This is a genomic window from Vagococcus acidifermentans, assembly GCF_003987655.1.
Lineage (GTDB): Bacteria > Bacillota > Bacilli > Lactobacillales > Vagococcaceae > Vagococcus_B > Vagococcus_B acidifermentans.
Genome location: NZ_NGKC01000020.1, coordinates 19195 through 40132 on the forward strand (window position 1 = coordinate 19195; position 20938 = coordinate 40132).

Consider the following 20938-nt stretch of genomic DNA (forward strand, 5'->3'; position numbering starts at 1 on the left):
CGCAGGTCCCGCTGCGTCGGTCGGCTGCCGAGCTCTTTCTCAGAAGTTTTTAGTAATCTTTTTCACTTAATATACAGCCAATCTCTGTTATAATATGAGGAAAGGATGTGAAACGATGACTAAGAAATTGATTATTATTTCCGTGGATGCGCTTGGTGCCGACGATCTGAAACAGACACCTTCAGAGCTGCACATGTTCAACTTTTTTAAAGAGCACGGCACCCACATCAGACAAGTTGAAGCAATTTATCCCTCTTTAACTTATCCGTCCCATGTAACGCTTGTAACCGGTGTTTATCCCAAAAAACACGGTGTTGTCAACAATACACTGCTTCAGCCTGAAAGAAAATCCCCTGACTGGTATTGGTATGACCGCTTCATCAAACGCCCGACACTTTACAGTTGTGCCGAAAAAGAAGGGCTGAAAACGGCTGCGTTTCTCTGGCCGGTGACCGCTAAAAGCACCATCACGTACAATATCGCCGAAATCTTTCCAAACCGGATTTGGACGAATCAGGCATTTGTTTCACTGAGCGCCAGCTCGCCGTTTTTCCTGTTGGCGATGAATGCCAAGTACGGGTATTTGCGGGATGGTATCAAGCAGCCTCAGCTGGATGATTTCGTGACAGCCTGCGCAGTCGATACGATCAAACACAAACAACCTGACTTGACACTGATTCATCTGGTGGACATGGACAGCATGCGCCACGCGCACGGTGTTAATTCCCGCGAAGCAAAAGAAGCGCTGCTTCGCCAAAACAAACGCATCGGAGACATCGTCAATGCAACCAGAGAGGCGGGGACTTACGATGAAACGACCTTTGTCGTGCTGGGCGATCATTACCAAATCGATGTGACGAACATGATCCGCTTAAATGTGCTGTTTGCATCTAAAGGCTGGCTTGACGTCAATCCGGACGGCACCGTTGCCGACAATTGGCAAGTCTACGCCAAAAGCTGTGACGGCTCCTGCTATATTTACTGCCGTCAGCAGACAACAGTCGAGCCGTCTGAGATATTGGATGCCTTGAAGTTGATGATTGGTATTGAAGCTATTTATACCTCTGATGAAGTATCTGAAATGGGAGCAACTGAAAACTGCACCTTTATGCTGGAAGCCGAGCGCGGGTTTTATTTTGTCGACCAGGCCATCGGCGAATTGGTTTCCCGGGTACAAACGGAGCACATCGGCGAACCTGATTTATATCAGGCAGTTCACGGGTTTTCTCCCCTGAAGGAAGATTACAGCACGACCATGCTGGTCATGGGACCGGACATCAAGAAAAACCATCACATTGAAACAAGCCGGCTAGTGGATGCTGCCCCGACTTTTGCTGAGATTCTGGGTCTGGAAAGCTTTCCGCATGATACGGACGGTGTCTGCATAGCCGATATGTTTGTGTAAAGGAGATAGATAAATGACATTTACCAAAGAAGAAAAAAGCTGGATTATGTATGACTGGGCGAACTCTGTTTACTCGTTGATCATCGTCACTGCCATCCTGCCGATTTATTTTAAATACGTCGCCGGCAATGCCGGTATCAGCGACGCAGATTCGACAGCTTTCTGGGGATATGCCTCTTCTTTCGCCACCTTGCTTATTTCGGTGTCGTCCCCCATCTTAGGCACTATCGCCGACTATCGCGGCGCCAAAAAAAAGCTCTTTAACTTTTTTGCATTTTCCGGCATGCTGCTGACACTGGCTTTGGCAATAGTGCCCAATCACAGCTGGGTGGCATTGCTTGCTGTCTATGTGATTTCCCACATGGGCTTTCAAGGAGCCAATATCTTCTACGACGGTTTTCTCGTTGACGTTACGACCGATGAGCGGGCAGATGCGGTGTCGTCCTATGGTTTCGGTTTCGGCTACATCGGCAGTGCGCTGCTGTTCGTCCTCGTCATGGTTTTACAAGTGACAGACGGTTTCGGACTGATGGGGACCGAGACAGTGACCAAACTCTGCTTTATTTTAACAGCTGTCTGGTGGTTCGCCTTTACCATTCCTTTTGTCAAAAACGTCCATCAAAATTATGGCATTGAACCTGAAAAACACACGATACGCAGAAGTTTTCTGCGTATCGCCGAAACCATCAAAGAAATTTCACGGTATAAACACATTGTCTTTTTCCTGATTGCCTATTTCTTCTATATTGACGGGGTGGACACAATTTTTACGATGGCGACAGCATTTGGCATTGATATGGGCGTCAGCTCCGATATGCTGATTATCATTCTGCTTGTCGTCAATATCATTGCATTTCCATTTACCATTCTGTACGGTCGTCTGGCTGCCCGTTTCGGTACAAAGCCATTGATTCTTACAGCGATTTCCGTTTACATCATTATCTGTATTTATGCGATGTTCATGAAAACGACTGTTGATTTTTGGATTGTCGGCATACTTGTCGGTACCTCCCAAGGCGGGATTCAGGCATTGAGCCGCTCCTATTTCGCAAAAATCGTGCCAAAAGACCGGGCCAATGAATTTTTTGGATTTTACAACATTTTCGGCAAGTTTTCGGCGATACTCGGACCGAGTATTTTCGCATTTGTCACCCAGATGACAGGCCAGTCGCAATTTGGTATTGCCGCCCTAATTTTATTGTTCATCATCGGTGCCGTCCTTTTCAGCCGGGTCAATTTCCAAGCAACAACTGACTAAGACGCCGCAGGCAAACGCAACAAAAACTGCGGGTTTCTCTATTCCCGTTGACTTACATACTCGCGGACCGTACACTTTTAAATGAAGACATCACACATTACGTTGTCAGGAGACGAATTCATGAAAAAAATTATCTTTGCCGTATTAGCAGTCGCACTGGTCGGCGGTGCAGGCGCCTTTGCTTATGTCAAATGGCAGGACAGTCTGGCGCAGCGAACAGTCGCTACATTTACCAACGGTTTGAAAAAGAAACAGTTTGAAACATATGAAGGGCTTTTTTCAAGCACTTCTCTCAAAAAAGCAGACATTTCAGAAAAAGAAGTTATCACCAAATACGATAAAATATTCAACGGCCTCGGCATGTCCGACATCACCATCAGCGATCTGTCTGTTGAAAAGAAGGACAGCAAGCGGGTGTTCCGTTTCACTGCCGCAATGGACACAGGGCTCGGCAAAATTTCAGACCAGTCTTATGAAGGAACACTGGTAAAAGAAGACGGGAAGTTTGTCATTGACTGGGAATACCGGCTGATTTTCCCGGGGATGAAACAAAATGACAAAGTCCTGATGTACACCGAAAAACCCGAACGCGGCAACATCCTTGACCGCAACGGCGTCAAACTGGCGACCAATGGCGACTTTCCGCAAATCGGTCTTGTACCGAAAGAACTCGGCAGCGGCAAAGAGCGGGAAGACAATTTGAAAAAAATCAGTGATGTGACAGAAATCTCAATGGAAAAACTGACAGAAGCGCTGGAACAGTCTTGGGTCACAGATGATTCGTTCGTTCCGTTAAAAATTTTGGAACGAAATGAAGGCACCGGGCCGTATACGGATTTGCAAGGTGTCACCAGCTCCCGGGTATCCCGAAGATTTTATCAGTTCGGGGAGGCAGCTTCCCATCTGGTCGGCTACACCGGCGCCATCACTGCAGAAGACATTGAGAAAAGTCCTGAACTGGCGAGTTTTGAAACAACAGGAAAAACCGGTTTGGAGCGCTCCTTTGACAAACAACTGCGCGGGACACCCGGCGGCACAATCAATATTGTGTCCGAGACGGACGAGGTCAGGAAAGTCCTTGTCACTTCCGACAAACAGGACGGGCAAGACATCCGGACCACACTGGACGCCGCTCTGCAGCAGGAAGCTTATAACAGTCTGGCAGAGGAAACCGGCGCCATGGTCATCACCCAGCCGAAAACCGGCGAATTGTTAGCAGTCGCCAGCGCCCCTGCCTTTGACCCGAACAGCATGGTCAAAGGGATGAGCGATGCTGATTATAACAAACTGGCCAAGGATAAGCGGAAACCCTTTTTATCCCGGTACAATCTCGGGTATGCGCCCGGTTCGACATTCAAAACAATTACCGCGGCTGTCGGTATTGATGCCGGCGTGACCTCCCCTGATAAAGAGCGGCACATTGAAGGCCTGAAATGGCAAAAAGACGCCTCTTGGGGCGACTACTTCGTGACACGTGTATCCGACGTGCCGACAGTCACAATGGACACGGCGCTCATTTATTCGGACAATATTTATTTTGCTCAGGAAGCTCTGGGAATCGGTGCCGAGACTTACCTGAAAGGACTGAAAAAATTCATTTTTGACGAAAAACTTTCTGTTAAAATCCCGATGGAGCCGGCTCAAATCAGCAATGATACAATCGACTCGGACATACTGTTGGCCGACACAGCCTACGGGCAAGGTCAATTGCTCATTAATCCTATTCAGCAGGCGGCAATGTACAGCGTCTTTGCCAACAATGGCGACTTAAGTTATCCGTCATTGTTGACGGATGATGAAAACAAAGTGAAAAAAGGTGTTATCACGCCAGCGGCTGCTGATAGTGTGAAGCAAGCAATGAGACAAGTCGTTGATGACCCGAACGGCACAGCCCACAACTTGCAGCGGCTCGGCATCAATCTGGCAGCTAAAACAGGTACTGCTGAAATAAAAACCGAACAAGATACCAAAGGGCAGGAAAACAGTTTTCTAGTTGCTTTTGATGCTGACAACAGCGAGTTTCTGGTTCTGACTTTAATTGAAAACTATTCAGGAACCTCCGCCAGCGAAATCAGTGCACCGGTCTTAAGTAAATTGAAACAATAAGTAAAGATGCTTGGCAGGACACATCGGTTCCTGCCAAGCATCTTTAAATATGTTTTACAAAAAAGACACGTTCGTGCACTGCGCCTTTATCGGGGGTGATGCTAGCCGCCAAATAATCCAGTCTCTTATCGTCTGGCAATATTGCCTTATCAGTTAAAAACTGACTCTTGGTCTTCATTCGTCACTACCGTTTCCGATTCATCCATATAGTCGTTAATCACTTGTGTGCCTGAGAACAAATCTTCCACCTCACCAAAGGGAATAATCTGACTCTCTTTGGGTAGCGTTACTATTTTTTTATGAGCTTTAGGCACTAAATCAATTTGGACAGCCAACGATGACAGCACCTCATGCTTACGCGGCTCATACGTCATCAAAATGCGCCAGTCTTTTTTATCTGTGTGATAAGTTACCCTGCATGAAACATCTAACAGTGTCTGCGCCCACCGTGCTGTTTCTTTGCTGTCTGCAGAGTCGGACCAGAGCAAAGCGGCTATCTGTTTTAATTCTTTGCCGCTGAATGTTTTAGTGATACGGCCGTCTTTTTCGGTAAAATCAGTCTTGTCCATTTCAGTGACGATGCTCAGCAGTTCTTTGGCATCCTTGGCGGAAATTGTTTTTTTGCCGCCTGCTTCTGCTCCGGATAACTCAATGTATTTCCCTGAAATATCTTGCAGATCCTCCTTTGCTATCAGCAATTCTGCTGGCAGTCCCATAGCCGATAAAAAGCCTAAATAGCTGTCTACGAAACTTGTCGAAAGATACGCCTTTTGTTTGCTCAGCGTCAAATCAACTGCAAGTGTCTGACCGAGCAAGTCTACAGATGTGACCAGATTTGTGTGCCCCTGCTTGTCTGTGACACTCGTTCCTGAAAGTTCTAAATCGTTCAGCTGTGCAAGCATCAAATTAGTCAAGAGGTCGCTTGAAGTGCCGTCTGAAAGCGACAATGAAGTGACTTTTGCTTGAAAGTCTACTTGCGGCGCCCTGTTTTTTGCCGCGTCAGCAACACCTTCGATAAATTTGTCTTTTGGCTGTTTCGCACACCCTACCAGAAAAAACAGTATTCCTGCCAGCACAATTACCCGCTTTTTTATCATTTCTTTTCTCCGTTCCATGTTTAGTCCCTTTCAGTTTAACGAACCCGCAATCAGACTTCAATAATCTTTTTTTGCTGATACGCAAAAAAGATGACAATTGAAATCAACTGTCATCTTCCTGCCTGTTAGTCAATGCCGATACTGTTTTTTACCTTATCAGCGATTTTTTCAACGTAGTAATTCACTTTTTCAATCGTTGGCGCTTCAGCCATGACACGTAACAACGGCTCTGTACCAGAAGGACGTACCAGCACCCGGCCATCGCCGTTCATTTCTTTCTCTACTTCGTCAATCACTTGCTTGATTTCCGGAATATCCATGGCGCCGTTTTTATTAGACACTTTGATGTTCACCAGCTTTTGCGGGTACTCTTCCACTTCTGAAGCCAGCTCGGAAAGTTTCTTGCCAGTCTGTTTCATGACATTCATCAGCTGTATGCCTGAAAGCAAACCGTCGCCGGTCGTATTGTAATCAAGAAAAATCATGTGGCCCGACTGTTCGCCGCCAAAATTATAATCGTTTTTGCGCATTTCCTCCATCACATAGCGGTCGCCGACTTGCGTTTCCAATGCTGTCATACCTGCTTTTTCGACCGCTTTGTGGAAGCCGAGATTACTCATCACTGTTGAGACAATTGTGTTTTTCTTCAATAGATTATGCTCTGATAAAAACTTGCCGCAAATATACATGATTTTATCGCCGTCAACAATTTGTCCCTTTTCATCAACAGCAATCACCCGGTCGCCGTCACCGTCAAAAGCCAGACCTAAGTCAACTTGCTTCTCAACTACGAATTCTGCCAGCTTTTCAGGATGGGTCGACCCTACACCGTCATTGATGTTCAATCCGTTAGGGCGTGTCCCGATCGTGTAGAAGTCTGTTTCAAGATCTGCAAACAGCCGGTTGACAATCGGACTTGTCGCACCGTTGGCAGCATCCAGACACACACGCATGTCAGCCAAATCGCCTTCCAACGTTCCTGCCAGAAATTCAATGTATTTTGAAATGCCCTCAGGGTATTCATCTAATGTGCCTAGCCCTTCAGCAGACGGCCGAGGCAAATGGTCGACCGGCGCATCCAGCAGCGCTTCGATTTCTGCTTCCTGTTCATCCAGCAGTTTGAAACCGTCTGAACCGAAGAATTTGATGCCGTTATCTTCAGCCGGATTATGCGAGGCGGAAATCATGACGCCGGCAGCCGCTTTTTGCATGCGTGTCAAGTAAGCCACTCCCGGAGTGGAAATAACGCCTAGCTGCAGCACTTCGATTCCCACAGACATCAGACCGGAAACCAATGCTTGCTCCAACAGCTGGCCGGAGATGCGCGTGTCGCGCCCGACTAATACTTGCGGATGTTTGTTTGATTCGGCAGAATGCTGGCACAAGACATACCCGCCGCACCGGCCGATCTTAAATGCCAGTTCAGGTGTCAATTCTTGATTGGCAATGCCTCTCACACCATCTGTTCCAAAATATTTACCCATAAATGTTGTCTCCTAACTTCAATTAAAATTTTCGAATATATCGTCTATCAACGGCTCGTATCCGTCGAATCTGTCGCATCTTTTGTCTGTTCAGTTTGTTCTTCTTTTTTGCTTGTACTCGTGGTTTGCGTGTCGTCCATGACTGGTGTCACGGTAACGAGAACCGTTTCCGGCTTGGCAGTGACCGATCTGGGCACCGGTACAGGATAACTGCTGCTGACCGTCTTTCTGATGTTGCTCGTATCAATCTTGAGTTCAATAGCCTCGATGCCGTCAATCACATCTTGCGGACCGCTGATTTCAACGATATCATCCCTCAGCTCAAACTGAAACTCCCGGATGCCGCTCGGGATGGTGCCGGATTGCACCGGATTGATGCGGACCCGTTTAGTCGGAGCCTGAACTGAAACATCTACCCGGGCCGTAGTCGGGTTGATACGGACATCCATTATCTGGTCTTCATTGTCCACTGCATACAGTGTCACATTCTGTGAAAAGTCTTCAGTGACGTTTTGTTTATCCGTCACAGACGCAATGACCCTCGCGACCCGCGAGAGGGTATCGTTCCCTGCCTCAATTTTGACTGTCGTCGGTGTGACCGTCGCACTTTTCAAGCTGTAGCCCGTCGCAAAAATACTTTTGTCGATAGCCGGTTCAACCACAAAACTGTTGTTTTCTTTCTTTTCAATCGTCACTTGAATCCTGCTTGGTGTGATGGTCGCTTCCATGTTGTTCGGCAAGTTAATGGTTTCAAGCTGCACATCATGTGTGCCTTCGCTCATACCAGATAAATCCGCTCTGACTGAGAACCCTCTCGTTTCGGAGTTTGATTCCTTGTCCAGCAGTATCTTGTTGTCGCTTTTCAGCTTCACGTCAACTGTTTCAGGATGACCGCTGACGTAGTACTTGTCTTCGTCATACGTTACAACTAGCGGTACATTTGCGGCGACTGACTCAAACACACGGCTTTGCGTTGTGACTCTTGAACTGCGGGGTGTCGTGTTCGCATTAAGGTACAGCAAAATAGCGAAAAACAGCGATAATATTCTGATAAACCAGGGGTGCCGGTTATTTTTTTTCATCTCTTTTGACCCCCTTAACGATATCGTCAAAAAATTGCTGCATGACGCTCACGTTTTTGCTGTTCTTCGGCAGTTTCTCCAGTTCCTTTTCGAGAACCGCAATATACTCATCCTGACTTAATCTCGGATAAAACCGGTCATTCAATGTCAGACTGACATCGCCGGTCTCTTCAGAAACTACAATGGTCAACGCATCTGTCACCTCAGACAAGCCAATCGCTGCCCGGTGGCGTGTCCCGAATTCCTTGGAGATGCTCGGGTCTTCAGACAGCGGCAAATAGGAATTTGACGATGAGATGCGATTGTTTTGAATAATAACCGCACCGTCATGCAAAGGCGTATTAGGAATAAAAATATTTATCAGCAGTTCACTGGAAACATCTGCATCTAAAGAAATCCCCGTTTCTACGTATTCGTTAAGCGGCGTGTTTTTTTCAATACAAATCAATGCACCGATTTTCCGCTTGGACATATACTGAATCGCCTTGTCCAGCTCATCGATTAAAAAGCTGCTTGCCGATTCTTCCAGCCGTCTGCGTGATTTAAAAGGCGCGCCTCTGCCCAGCTGTTCCAGTCCACGCCTGACTTCCGGCTGAAAAATCACGATTGTGGCGATTGCCCCATACGTGATGACTTGATTCATCAGCCAGGATACAGTATTCAACCCAATCAGGTCACTGACAATCCTGACAAAAATGATAACAGCAATCCCTTTAAAAACCTGGATTGCTTTTGTACCATTTAACAACATGATCAATTTATAAATAACATACCACACGACTAAAATGTCAAGTAGGCTGATGAATAAGTTGGTTGTGATTTCAATGTTTAACAGCTGTTGCCATGTACTTGGCTTCAAATAATCAAATATATTCATGGATGACACTGTTCACTCCTCAATTAGACTACTCAACTAGTATAGCATATTTGGGAAGCAATTTCGTGATTTTTTTCTTTTAATGCCCACTGGTTTGCCAAGTACAAAAGATTATAACAGCTTGGTACAAAACATGCTGATTTTTCTTAGAAAACAATGAATATCAATGAGAAAAGCTAAATATTTCTTGACAAGCACTTAAACTGTATTAGAATAAATTAATGTTTTAAATAGTCAGGTTATTTACCTTTTTCAAAATCGACGGAATTATATTATAATGTCTATATGGACGTCTAATTATGTTTTGCGCCGTCACCTATAAATGACGACAACTGTTTACTAGGATGAAAGGAGTTGTTAGCCATGCTGCCTCAAACGGGTGAAATCATCAAAAACTGGCTGCCTTGGATAGGTTTGGCAATCATTCTGATTGTTGCTAATGTCGCTTGGTTTTTTAAATACCGTAAAAAGAAATAACCATAAGCTCTTTAGTATGACCGATATATGCCGGTCATACTTTTTTGTTTGATGTCTGCTAACCTGCCAGTTGAGAATGAGTCATTAGAAAACTCCGTGCGATGTTTTGATAGTACTATCAAATATAGCGAACGGAGTTTTCCAACTTCCTATAACTAGCGTCAAAAAAATATGTGTAGATGGAAAGGCTCATTCTATTTTTTGTTAGGCTATTGATTCTAATCTCGCTTGAATTCCTTTGAATCCTCAGTAAACACAACCTAGAGATATTTGATTAGAATCATTGAAGTGAGAAACCATGAATCTTTCCCGAGATTCTTCATCTTCGGTCATCCTGCATTATCACCGGTACTTGCATACGTATAAACATGTTGCGGTGTATTTGCGTGGCATAAGGTATTTCATAGATCACTTCACAAATATAATCACCACCAATTTGCAACCTTCTTCCAGCCAATTCCAGCTTAAATCGTGACAATGCTTTCAACTCCTCGGCAAAAGACGAGCAATATGCAATCGCATATGAACCTTCCGGAAAAACAGCAGTTTGAGTCTGCTGATTTTCCGACCATTCCGACATAAGAAACATCCGTTTAGAAACAAAATGATTCATGCTAAAGTTTTCTTTTGTCATGATTGAACCTACACGGGAAAACGTATTTAAAGGAGAGGCCTTTCGACTCAGACTATATTTGAATTCTCGCAGGGCCAATTCATATTCAGAACTGCTCATGTCATAAATATTCTTTCGTGTATCGAAGGTAATGATTTTTCTTTCCGGGAATCTGATTAGTTCAAATGACTGATTGTCGACATTGCGCCGGTATGCGAGATTTGCCTCATTAAATTCACGAATCATTTTAAGTTTGCTGTCAATCCGTCTTTTTTCCTGTAGCAAAGCCAACTCTTTCTTTATGACTTGCGTAAACAGCTGGTCCATATCCTCTTTGTTTTCAAGTATCAATTTTATTTCTTCCAAAGAGAAGTTAAAATTTTTCAAAAACTGAATCATATCAATGATAGATGACTGCAAGATATTATAATACCGGTAACCTGTTTCTGAATCAATCGTCACAGGATGGAGCAACCCGATAGATTCATAATATCTCAACGTTTGGACAGAAATATTGTTTAACTTAGCAAACTTGCCGATTTTTAACAAATCATTCATTTTTTTAGAAACCCTCCTTGACTCTCTAGTTACTATAGATATTATACTGTAATTGTGAATATAAACACAATATAACGGAGGGATATTATGGAAAAGATAAAAGTCATTCAATATGGTTGTGGTAAGATGTCAAAGGTGATTTTCAAATACTTGTTTGAGCACGGTGCAGAAGTCGTCGGAGCCATTGACAGCAACCCCAACGTAGCCGGGATGGATATCGGGGAATTTGCGGAGCTTGGGTTTACAACTGGGATCAAGATTTCAGATAATGCGGATGACGTGTTTGCAAACTGTCAAGCTGATATTGCCATCGTGACGATTTTCAGTTACATGCCGGAAATGTATGACTTTTTTGCAACTGCTGCCAAACACGGCGTGAATATTATCACAACCTGTGAAGAAGCAATTTACCCTTGGAACACATCACCGATGGAAACAAACCGATTAGATAAATTGGCGAAAGACCATAATATTACGATATCCGGCACTGGTATGCAAGACATTTACTGGATTAATATGCCAACACTTATGATGGCAGGAATGAACAAGATTCGTAAAATCAAAGCCGCCGTCAGTTACAACGTTGAAGAATATGGGTTGGCACTCGCAGAGGCACATGGTGCTGGCTACACACTCGATAAATTCAACGCGGAAATCGCTCAAGCAGAAAGTTTCCCATCCTACATGTGGAATGCCGCTGAAGCGATTTGTGCGAAAATGGATTGGACGATCGCCTCAATCTCGCAAAAGAGTGTGCCTTTCATTTTAGAAGAAGATATTTACTCAGAAACTTTGGGACGCACTATCAAGGCCGGCGACGCAATTGGCATGTCAGCAGTCACCTCTATCAAAACATACCAAGGTGTTGAGCTGGAAGTGGAATGTATTGGCAAAGTGTATCGGCAAGAAGACGGTGATATGTGTAACTGGCATATCATCGGTGAACCCGATATGGTATTCTCACTTGAAAAACCTGATACTGTTGCTCACACTTGTGCAACGGTTGTCAACCGCATCCCTTCAGTTCTCAATGCGCCAAGCGGTTTTATTACCGCAGAAAAGTTGGATACCATTGAATATATGAGTTACCCGATGAGTTTCTACGTGAACTAGTACGAATAATCAGCAAAAGCAAAAAGCCTTAACCGCCGCAAGGCAAAGTTAAGGCTTTTTTACATGATTAATACATTTCCAAATACTGTTCAAGCTCCCATTCAGAAACTTGTTGGCGGAATGCTGCCCATTCCATTCGCTTGGCTTCGACAAAGTTTGTATAAATGTGTGTGCCCAGCGCATCTTTGATGACATCATCTTTTCTCATTGCTTTGATTGCGTTGTGCAGTGTCGACGGCAAATCAGTTATTTGTGCTTCTGAGCGCTCATCTTCCGACATGACGTAGATATTGCGGTCAACAGCCGGCGGCGGTGTTATCCTGTTTTTCACACCGTCCAAGCCTGCCTGCAGTAAAGCTGCCATTGCCAAGTAGGGATTAGCGGTTGGATCAACTGAACGCAGTTCCAATCGTGTGGACGCGCCTCTTGCACTTGGTACCCGAACGAGAGGCGACCGGTTTTTGCCGCTCCAGGCAACATAGACGGGCGCTTCATAACCGGGAACCAGTCGTTTATATGAGTTGACGATCGGATTGCAGATAGCTGTATAGCCGCGCGCATGCTCAAGCAGACCGCCTAGAAAATAGTAGGCTGTTTCACTTAAACCCATACTGTCCGTTTCATCATAAAACGCATTGCCTTCTGCGTTGAACAGTGACATGTTGATGTGCATGCCTGATCCGGCAATGCCATATATCGGTTTTGGCATAAAGGTAGCGTGCAGTCCGTGCTTTCTGGCAATTGTTTTAACCACCAGTTCGAATGTTTGAATGTTATCGCATGCTTCGATCGCGTCTGCGTATTTAAAATCTATCTCATGTTGTCCCGGTGCACACTCGTGGTGGGACGCTTCCACTTCAAATCCGAGGTTTTCCAGCTCCAGCACGATATCCCGGCGGCAGTTCTCACCCAAATCCATCGGTGCAAAATCAAAGTAACCGCCGCTGTCATTCAGCTGTTTCGTCGGACGTCCGGTGTCATCCATTTTAAAGAGGAAAAACTCCGGTTCCGGTCCGATGTTAAAGTCTGTAAAGCCCATTGCCTTCATTTCTTTTAAAACACGCTTTAAATTACCGCGCGGGTCGCCTGCAAAAGGTTTGCCGTCAGGTGTGTAAATGTCGCAAATCAGACGTGCAACTTTCCCGCGTTCGCTTTCCCAAGGGAAAATCATCCACGTTGACAAGTCCGGGTACAAATACATATCGCTTTCCTCAATACGGACAAAACCCTCAATGGAAGAACCGTCAAACATCATTTTGTTTGATAAAACTTTGTCCAACTGGCTGATAGGTACCTCGACATTTTTGATCCGGCCGAGAATATCTGTGAACATCAGCCGCAGAAAGCGGACATTTTCTTCATTGGCAATGGTTTTAATTTCTTCAACACTGGTTGTTTTTTTCATGTTTTAACCCACTTCTATATTTATTTTTTGTTGCTAAAAGCCCTTATGGTGCCGGCCTTTTTGAAACGGATCGAACGGTGCCAACCCGCTTTCATTCAAAATTTCTTTATATAGCGCTTGTCTGATGTCGCTTTCTGAGAAATCACCTTTCTTCGCGGTCTGTCTTGCGTAAGTTTTTTGAATTTCTTTAATTGAAAACCCGGCAGCAAGATAATCTTTGATTTCAAGTAAGCGGTCAATGTCATTTAATGAAAAGACACGGTTGTTGCCGTCGTTACGTTGCGGATGAATCAGGCCTTGTTCTTCATAATAGCGGATTTTCCGGGCAGTCAAATCTGTCAACTGCATGACTGAGCTCATCGGAAAAACAGCCATCGACCGGCGCAGTTCTTTTTCACTCATGACACCAACTCCTTAAATGATAAAAAAAGAATATCAGCAATAAATAAAAAAGTCAACATCTCATGTCAGATAATCTAACATGAGATGGCAACTTTTTTTAACTTACCTTATTTCTAGTAAAAAATGTCATTAACTGCATGACTGACTGCTAGTTTTACATGTTCATACGTCAAACCGCCCTGCACGTAAAGCTGATACGGCGGACGAATCGGACCGTCGGCAGTCAACTCCAAACTTGCGCCTTGGATAAACGTCCCTGCAGCCATAATCACATCATCTGTGTAGCCGGGCATGTACGACGGTATCGGCAGGACATGGGCGTCAATCGGCGAAAATTTTTGGACCGCCTGACAAAAGGCAATCATTTTTTCTTTTTCTTCCAATGATACCATTTGAATCAAATCTGTTCTCGGCTCATCCCACTTTGGTGTAGACTCAATCTCAAACTCCGCCAGCAATGCCGCTGTAAAGACAGCTCCTTGGATAGCTTGGCTGACAGCATGCGGCGCTAAGAAAAAGCCCTGCAACATTTCATGGGTCGTACCCAGCATGGCGCCGCCTTCGCTGCCGACGCCCGGAGTCGTCAGACGGATGGCTGCCATGTCCACCAGTTCTTCTTTCCCGACAATGTAGCCGCCGGTTTTTACAATGCCGCCGCCCGGGTTTTTAATCAGCGAGCCTGCCATAATATCCGCCCCGACTTCTGTCGGTTCCATGACTTCAGCAAATTCGCCGTAGCAATTGTCAATAAACACGACTACCGACGGATTGATGTCTTTCACAAAAGAAATCATCTCTGCGATTTTTTCAATCGAAAATGACGGCCGGGCATCGTAGCCTCGGGAACGCTGAATCCCGATTACTTTGGTGCGGGGAGTCATTTTGCGGCGCACTCCTTCAAAATCAACATTGCCATCGGCTTGAAGAGCGACCTCATCATAGCCGATATTGTATTCCTTGAAAGAGCCTACGCCTGAACCAGTGGTCCCCAACACTTCATGCAGTGTATCGTAAGGGCGTCCGGTAATATAAAGCAGGTCATCGCCAGGTCTCAGCACACCAAATAATGCCGTAGCAATTGCATGAGTCCCTGAGATGATTTGCGGTCTGACCAGTGCTGCCTCCGTTTTAAAGACAGCCGCGTAGACAGCTTCCAGCTTTTCCCTGCCCATGTCGTCATAGCCATAACCGGTTGACGGCAGGAAATGCGTATCGGATACTTGGTTGCCGCGAAAAGCCGCTAAAACTTTTGATTGATTGAACAGAGCCACTTCCTGCAGCTGCTGCCTCACGGGAGAAATCTTTCCCTCGATTCTTGTAATGATTTCTGCCAATTCGGCATTGATGCTATCTGTCCATTTCATGACTGATTCTCCTTAACCATTGTGATTTTTCAGGTGCAAATCCTTTCACCTGATACGAATTTTTCTCTTCGTCAAATTCATTGAAAAGCAATATCGTCTCCTGCTTCAATCTGCTGATGACGTAAACGTCGCTCATGCTGACATACCCTTCATACGGTACCATGATTTCCATCAGACGCTTTTGAATGGCTTCCGTTAAAACCGCTCCCGCCCCTTTTGCCAAAGCCGAGATGCATACATTTGGGAAAAGCGTCGGGACGAAGCTTCCTTCAGGCAATAAATCCATCTTGTTATATACTGTCAGCAGCGGGATTTTATCCATCTCCAAATCTGAGAGAAGCTGTAAAACTGTTTCTTCCTGCTGGTCCCGCCCGGGTGCCGCCGCATCGACAACATGCAGCAGCAAATCCATGTTGCGGCTTTCTTCCAATGTTGACTGAAACGCCTCAATCAGCTGTGTCGGCAAATCCTGAATAAAACCGACCGTATCTGTCAATGTCACTTGAAAGCCCGACGGCAGCCGCCATTGTTTCGTCAGCGGGTCCAATGTTGCAAACAGCTGGTCTTCCGAAAAAGTGTCCGCCGCTGTCAGCAGATTCATAATTGTCGATTTGCCGGCATTGGTGTACCCGATCAGCCCAACCTGGAAGACAGGAGTCTCCAGACGTTTTTGACGGCTGCGTTCACGGTGTTCGCTGACCGCTTTCAATTCACGCTTGATACTGGTGATGCGCCGGCGGATATGCCGACGGTCCGTCTCCAGCTGCGTTTCACCCGGTCCGCGCGTACCGATACCTCCGCCTAATCTTGACAGCTCCACACCTTTACCGACCAGTCGCGGCAACAGATAGTTCAACTGTGCCAGCTCGACTTGCAGCGTCCCTTCTTTTGATTTGGCCCGCATCGCAAAAATGTCCAATATCAGCTGCACACGGTCAATCACTCTGGCACCGACAGCATCCGCTATCGACTGGTTTTGACGGGCCGTCAATTCCTGGTTGAAAATTACCAGTTCAGCATCACGGCTGTTGACCAGTGTAGCCAAGTCTTGAAGCCGGCCTTTGCCTAAAATCGTCCGGCGGTCGACTGCTTCCCGCTTCTGCGTCACACTGCCGACCACTTCGCCGTCCACTGTTTCTGTCAGATTTTTCAACTCATTCATTGACTCTAAAAAATTTTCTGAATTGCCCGGTGTTTCCACACCTGCAATAATCACTCGTTCTTTCATGTTTCCTCCATTTCAGTCTCATCTGCCTGCCATGACTGTATAGATGCCAGCAGCTCTTCCTGTCTCTCAGGGTTATCGACAATATCCCACCACTGTGCATTCATCCGGTTACGAAACCATGTCAGTTGACGTTTGGCATAGTGCCGCGACTGCTTCTTAATGGCATCGATGCACGATTCAAGCGAGGCAGTACCGTCAAAATAAGGGAACAGCTCCTTATAGCCGATACCTTGGGCTGCCTGCACATCCGGCGTTTCATACAGCAAACGCGCCTCCTCCAGCAAACCGGAAGCCATCATCACATCTACCCGGCGGTTGATGCGCCGATAGAGTGTCTCTCTGTCAGTCGTCAACCCGATAAGTTTGACATCATACAAGCTGTGACGCAACTCTTTAAAGTCCGGGCGCCCGCTTTGCAAAATACTTTTGCCTGTTTGCTGCATCACTTCAATCGCCCGCACCACACGCTTGCGGTTGTTTGGATGAATCGACTGGGCGGCTGCCGGGTCGATTGCCTGCAGTTTTTCCCATAATGCCTGATTGCCGCACTCTTCGGCAAAGGCTGTTAGCGACCGGCGCAAGTCAGTGTCAGACTGGTTCATCTCCGCTCCGCCAAGGGCAAAATCAAAAAGAAGGGCTTGAATGTACAGCCCTGTCCCACCTGCTACGATGGGGAGTTTCCCTCTTTTAGCAATATCATCGATGAGCTTGCGGCCGCTTTGTTGAAATTCGTGCACAGAGTAGGTCTCTGTGATGTCTTTGATATCAATTAAATGATGCGGGATACCGGCCATTTCTTCGGCGGTCGCTTTAGCAGTTCCGATATCCAGCTTTTTGTACACTTGCATCGAATCTCCGCTGATGACCTCGCCGTGACAAATCTGGGCTGCTTTTATGCTTAATGCTGTTTTTCCGACAGCTGTCGGCCCCGCAATCACCAAAACTTTTTGTTTCACTCTATCACCTTTTATCAGATGGATGACAGTTGCTGTCGAAGCGCAATGGCTTTTTCCGGAAAGTCAGTGTGTATCCCCGCCAATTGATGTTCGAAGCAATACATCATATCCTCTTTTGAATTTACTGTCCAAGGGCGTAATTTTTTAGAAAACTGGCCTTTGGCTTCTTTTACCCAGTCAATCGACGGATGTAGCGCATCAATCCAGTCAGTACTGCGAGCCAAACTGACTTTTTTCTGGGATGTGCTCATAATCATCGCCTTGGGGGTGACAGGCTCCAGCGCCTGCATTTTCTTTAATGTAGCAAAATTAAAACTGGAGTAAAAGTAAATGAACGACCACTCACGACGGGTCATCCGCTCACTGACCAGCTGTTCGATGCCCGGATAGTCCAGTTTGTCCGTCTTTATTTCTATATTGAGATAACCGTTGAATAACATCCGGTCAAGCAGTGACAACACTTCGTCAAATGTCGGGATGGTTTCGCCCTGAAATTCAGAAGAAAACCAGCCGCCTGCATCCAAAGCTTTGATTTCTGCGACTGTTTTGTCTTTGATATAGCCTTGACCGTTTGTTGTGCGGTCGACCAATTCGTCATGAATGACAACCAGCTGCCCGTCCTTGGATAAATGAACATCCAGCTCGATGCCGTCGCTGCCGACAGCAGCTGCTTCTTGAAAGGCGGCCAGCGTATTTTCAGGATGGGTTCCTTTGCTGCCGCGGTGTGCAAAAATCAGTGTCATCTGTTCACGCTCCTTCCATTCTTCTCTAGTGTACCACTTTAAATAACCGATTAACACTCTCACCTGTCATCATTTTACTAGATTTTTATGGAGAAGTATTAGATAATAATTGTAACAATAAGATTAAATGAAAGAAGTGATTGAAATGAAAAAATTTACCACCGGTTTTTTAGCAGGGGCAACTGTCACCATTGCGTCAATAGCCGCCATCGCATTCGGATTTAAGAAAACCGTTATAGAACCAATCGAAGAAAAAGAACAGATGATTGAAGATAACCGTAGAAAAGCCATGAGAAAAAGCAGGGCACGCTAATGAAGCGCAACGAAAAAAGCAAGGACGTAGGGGCAGCTACAGCACCCGTTCCTTGCTTTTTTTGTTTAATACGGGCGCTATAATTTATGGGACTGATAGAAAAATTCTATCGGTCCCATTATTTTTGTAAAAAAACAAGCAGACATACAAAATTTCCGTTAGAATAGAATCACCATAACACTATCTATCATTCGAAAGTGATAATGTCCTAAGTAGGTCGAAAGACAAAATGTCCCAAAATGATAAACTAGTCATATGAAAAGGATACTACTAACAATGAATGAAACCAAAAAATATAAAGTGATTAAAGCTGTGGCCGAAAAAAAGAAACAAAAAGTCAGGGTCAGCATTGATCTGTCTTATTGATGTTAGCATATAATTAGCACAAGGCAAAATAAGAATAGCTTATCTGTACGTGGTACACTTAGAGTACCAGAGAAAGAGGAGGAGCTTATGATGGCCAAGCAGTATGCTAAGCAGTTTAAATTGGATGCTGTGCACTATTACTCGGAACATAAGGATCTTGAATTGAAAGGCTGTGCCAAAAACCTCGGCATTAGTTACCAGACACTTTCTCGCTGGAAAAAAGAACTAAACGAATCAGGGGATATCCATCATCGTGGTTCAGGCAACTACCGGTCAGATTTAGCCAAAGAAAATGCACGTCCCAAACGCGAGCTTAGGAACACACAAGATGCGTTAGATATCTAAAAAAAGCTATCAACATTCTGGGAAACTAACAGAAGCGCTCTATCAAGGAATGTCTGATAAGACAGAGGCAGAGTCCCAAAAGGAATGCCGCCCCTCTGTCTCTGGAATGTTGAAATTATTAGGTGTTTCCAGTTCCGGCTACCATGCCTGGTTAAACCGCCAGCCTTCTGCGACACAGAAGCGTAAAGACCGGATAAAAAAGCGAATTCAAGTTATCTATCACGCCTCCAAAGAAAACTATGGAGCGCCTAAGATTACGGAAGAATTGCGAAAAGAGGGCGAAGTCATTGCTGAACGCACTGTTGGCAGTTATATACGTCAAGAAGGGATTCGTGCCTAGTGAGTCAAGCCATAGACAGTGACGACCAAAAACTCAGATTTTTCAAGCAAACTTTGTAATCTTTTAGAAGAAGACTACGCTCCTATACGTCCCAATGCCGTTTGGTGCACCGACATTACCTACATTTGAACTGAAACTGGTTTTGTTTATTTGACCAGTATTATGGATTTGTTTTCTCGAAAAATCATTGCTTGGAATGTGACAGACTCTTTAGTGGTTTCTTGTGTGGTGGACACAGTCAAGCAAGCCAGAAGTAAGCGGGACACCTCACTGCCCTTGGTTTTACACAGCGATCGCGGTAGTCAGTATATTCTAAAGAATACCGACGAGTCGCCTCGGACATGGCGTTAAGCTATTCAATCAAAGCTTCTCCGTGGGAAAACGCTTGTATAGAGTCTTTTCACTCTTTAATCAAACGGGAGTGGTTAAGCCGTTTTACCATCAGACATTTCACTCATGCCTATCACATGATTTTTGGATATATTGACACTTTTTACAACACAGTCACTGTCATTATTTGTCGCCAAAAGATTTTGAGAAGCTACATGCCCAAGCGGAAAACAAGAAATACCGAACCGCTAGTTAGCAAAGAGAAAACTCTCATTTTCACTTGTGCTAAAACTTGACATAGGATCATTCATCAAACTGAAATGGTGAAAGAAATAATGAATCTTGGTCAAAAGTTCATTTAAAAACAGTCAATTATACTTAATGAATTATCAAGTTCTTGAAACAAAATAATATCATCTTCTAAAGAAGTTTAGGAGGTGATATTAATGCATAATACGCCAATCAATCCATTCTAAAAATAGGCACTATGAAATGCGCTCTAAAAGTTAGTCTTAAAAGCTAATTTTTGAGTTCAGTTCACTAAGTGCCTATTTTCTGATTTATATTAATTTAAAAGTTCTATCATTTCTTTGACAGATGTTGGATTTCCCTCAGGAATAGTTACTGTTCTAGTGGTCTTTACAACATCTTCCGCATACTTTTCAACTGCATCTTTATCAGTCGCATCAACATTTGTTGATGTCCAGCTTGAAGGAAAGCTATACAGTTGTATAGACCCGTCATGATTACTAGAGTATACAAGTGGTGTATCTATTGATCTATCTCCATATAATTTAACAACATCATTGTCATATGTTGCATTTTCGCTCAGTTCTGGGAATATAGGTGTACCTTTAGGAATACGTTCTGCATGAAAAGTAACGCCTTCTTCACTAAGCATATTGGTATGGCAACCCCTTTTTTGACAAAATTTATAAGGTGTCGTTCCTTTTATCATGTTATCCGATTGCCCTTGACAGCGAGCCTCCCCGTCTGTGAGTTTTCACGATCAGCTTCCCAGCTTTAAAAAGTCAGGATCGTTTCCGTGACGGTATCACAGACGGGCTCACTATCAA

General features: G+C 44.9%; 21 protein-coding genes. 9 read left to right on the forward strand and 12 right to left on the reverse strand.

The features are described from left to right. The first annotated feature begins 115 nt into the window (after positions 1-115). The 3 genes from CBF27_RS12970 (at position 116) to pbp4 (ending at position 4769) form a co-directional block, all read left to right on the forward strand. Positions 116-1405 (forward strand): alkaline phosphatase family protein, encoded by a 1290-nt coding sequence (locus CBF27_RS12970; RefSeq protein WP_126814991.1) that lies wholly within the window; start codon positions 116-118, stop codon positions 1403-1405. A 13-nt stretch (positions 1406-1418) separates the two neighbouring features. Beyond that, positions 1419-2663, forward strand: a complete 1245-nt coding sequence (locus CBF27_RS12975) for an MFS transporter (protein WP_126814993.1) — start codon at positions 1419-1421, stop codon at positions 2661-2663. Positions 2664-2783: 120 nt separating this feature from the next. Next, the gene (gene pbp4 / locus CBF27_RS12980; RefSeq protein ID WP_170175120.1) at positions 2784-4769 is read left to right on the forward strand and encodes a penicillin-binding protein PBP4(5); all 1986 of its coding nucleotides are present in this window, start codon (positions 2784-2786) and stop codon (positions 4767-4769) included. Between the two features lie 149 nt (positions 4770-4918). Here the strand turns inward: pbp4 and CBF27_RS12985 are convergent, their stop codons facing one another. The 4 genes from CBF27_RS12985 to cdaA form a co-directional block, all read right to left on the reverse strand. Further along, positions 4919-5884 carry a hypothetical protein gene (locus CBF27_RS12985; protein ID WP_126814997.1) on the reverse strand — a complete coding sequence of 322 codons (966 nt, stop codon included), beginning with the start codon at positions 5882-5884 and terminating at the stop codon, positions 4919-4921. 107 nt (positions 5885-5991) lie between these two features. Further along, positions 5992-7350 (reverse strand): phosphoglucosamine mutase, encoded by a 1359-nt coding sequence (glmM, locus tag CBF27_RS12990; RefSeq protein ID WP_126814999.1) that lies wholly within the window; start codon positions 7348-7350, stop codon positions 5992-5994. 47 nt (positions 7351-7397) lie between these two features. Then, complete coding sequence (locus tag CBF27_RS12995) at positions 7398-8432, reverse strand: CdaR family protein (protein ID WP_126815001.1); 1035 nt, start codon at positions 8430-8432, stop codon at positions 7398-7400. After that, entirely contained in the window at positions 8419-9309 is an 891-nt protein-coding gene (gene cdaA / locus CBF27_RS13000) for a diadenylate cyclase CdaA (RefSeq protein WP_126815004.1), read from the reverse strand. The genes CBF27_RS12995 and cdaA overlap by 14 nt, the downstream gene beginning before the upstream one ends. A 363-nt stretch (positions 9310-9672) precedes the next feature. Here cdaA and CBF27_RS13005 point away from each other — a divergent pair, with 363 nt between their 5' ends. Continuing rightward, positions 9673-9786, forward strand: a complete 114-nt coding sequence (locus CBF27_RS13005) for an LPXTG cell wall anchor domain-containing protein (protein WP_126815006.1) — start codon at positions 9673-9675, stop codon at positions 9784-9786. A 319-nt stretch (positions 9787-10105) separates the two neighbouring features. Here the strand turns inward: CBF27_RS13005 and CBF27_RS13010 are convergent, their stop codons facing one another. Continuing rightward, the gene (locus CBF27_RS13010) at positions 10106-10957 is read right to left on the reverse strand and encodes a MerR family transcriptional regulator (RefSeq protein WP_126815008.1); all 852 of its coding nucleotides are present in this window, start codon (positions 10955-10957) and stop codon (positions 10106-10108) included. 87 nt (positions 10958-11044) lie between these two features. Between CBF27_RS13010 and CBF27_RS13015 the strand changes: the two genes are divergently transcribed. Then, entirely contained in the window at positions 11045-12070 is a 1026-nt protein-coding gene (locus CBF27_RS13015) for an NAD(P)H-dependent amine dehydrogenase family protein (RefSeq protein WP_126815010.1), read from the forward strand. 67 nt (positions 12071-12137) lie between these two features. Here CBF27_RS13015 and glnA read toward each other — a convergent pair whose 3' ends face one another. The 6 genes from glnA to CBF27_RS13045 form a co-directional block, all read right to left on the reverse strand. After that, the gene (gene glnA / locus CBF27_RS13020; RefSeq protein ID WP_126815012.1) at positions 12138-13475 is read right to left on the reverse strand and encodes a type I glutamate--ammonia ligase; all 1338 of its coding nucleotides are present in this window, start codon (positions 13473-13475) and stop codon (positions 12138-12140) included. Positions 13476-13508: 33 nt separating this feature from the next. Further along, entirely contained in the window at positions 13509-13877 is a 369-nt protein-coding gene (locus CBF27_RS13025; protein ID WP_126815014.1) for a MerR family transcriptional regulator, read from the reverse strand. 113 nt (positions 13878-13990) lie between these two features. Continuing rightward, a complete protein-coding gene (locus tag CBF27_RS13030; RefSeq protein WP_126815016.1) occupies positions 13991-15241 on the reverse strand; it encodes a methionine gamma-lyase family protein in 1251 nt (416 codons plus the stop codon). Further along, positions 15225-16469, reverse strand: coding sequence for a GTPase HflX (gene hflX / locus CBF27_RS13035; protein WP_126815018.1), 1245 nt, complete (start codon positions 16467-16469; stop codon positions 15225-15227). The genes CBF27_RS13030 and hflX overlap by 17 nt, the downstream gene beginning before the upstream one ends. Then, on the reverse strand, positions 16466-17425 hold the full coding sequence (gene miaA / locus CBF27_RS13040; protein ID WP_126815020.1) for a tRNA (adenosine(37)-N6)-dimethylallyltransferase MiaA: 960 nt from the start codon (positions 17423-17425) through the stop codon (positions 16466-16468). Before miaA ends, hflX begins: the two co-directional genes overlap by 4 nt. 14 nt (positions 17426-17439) lie before the next feature. After that, positions 17440-18168 carry a glycerophosphodiester phosphodiesterase gene (locus CBF27_RS13045; protein WP_126815022.1) on the reverse strand — a complete coding sequence of 243 codons (729 nt, stop codon included), beginning with the start codon at positions 18166-18168 and terminating at the stop codon, positions 17440-17442. 145 nt (positions 18169-18313) lie between these two features. Here CBF27_RS13045 and CBF27_RS13050 point away from each other — a divergent pair, with 145 nt between their 5' ends. From CBF27_RS13050 to CBF27_RS14435, 4 genes are all read left to right on the forward strand, one after another. Further along, positions 18314-18481: a DUF3042 family protein gene (locus tag CBF27_RS13050; RefSeq protein WP_126815024.1), complete on the forward strand. Its 168-nt coding sequence runs from the start codon at positions 18314-18316 to the stop codon at positions 18479-18481. Between the two features lie 453 nt (positions 18482-18934). Continuing rightward, positions 18935-19192: a transposase gene (locus CBF27_RS13055; RefSeq protein WP_126815026.1), complete on the forward strand. Its 258-nt coding sequence runs from the start codon at positions 18935-18937 to the stop codon at positions 19190-19192. 106 nt (positions 19193-19298) lie between these two features. Then, positions 19299-19532 (forward strand): IS3 family transposase, encoded by a 234-nt coding sequence (locus CBF27_RS14430; RefSeq protein WP_245986096.1) that lies wholly within the window; start codon positions 19299-19301, stop codon positions 19530-19532. Between the two features lie 150 nt (positions 19533-19682). Continuing rightward, entirely contained in the window at positions 19683-19883 is a 201-nt protein-coding gene (locus CBF27_RS14435; RefSeq protein ID WP_425469928.1) for a DDE-type integrase/transposase/recombinase, read from the forward strand. 544 nt (positions 19884-20427) lie between these two features. Here the strand turns inward: CBF27_RS14435 and CBF27_RS13065 are convergent. Then, positions 20428-20820: a hypothetical protein gene (locus CBF27_RS13065; RefSeq protein WP_126815028.1), complete on the reverse strand. Its 393-nt coding sequence runs from the start codon at positions 20818-20820 to the stop codon at positions 20428-20430. Positions 20821-20938: the final 118 nt, after the last annotated feature.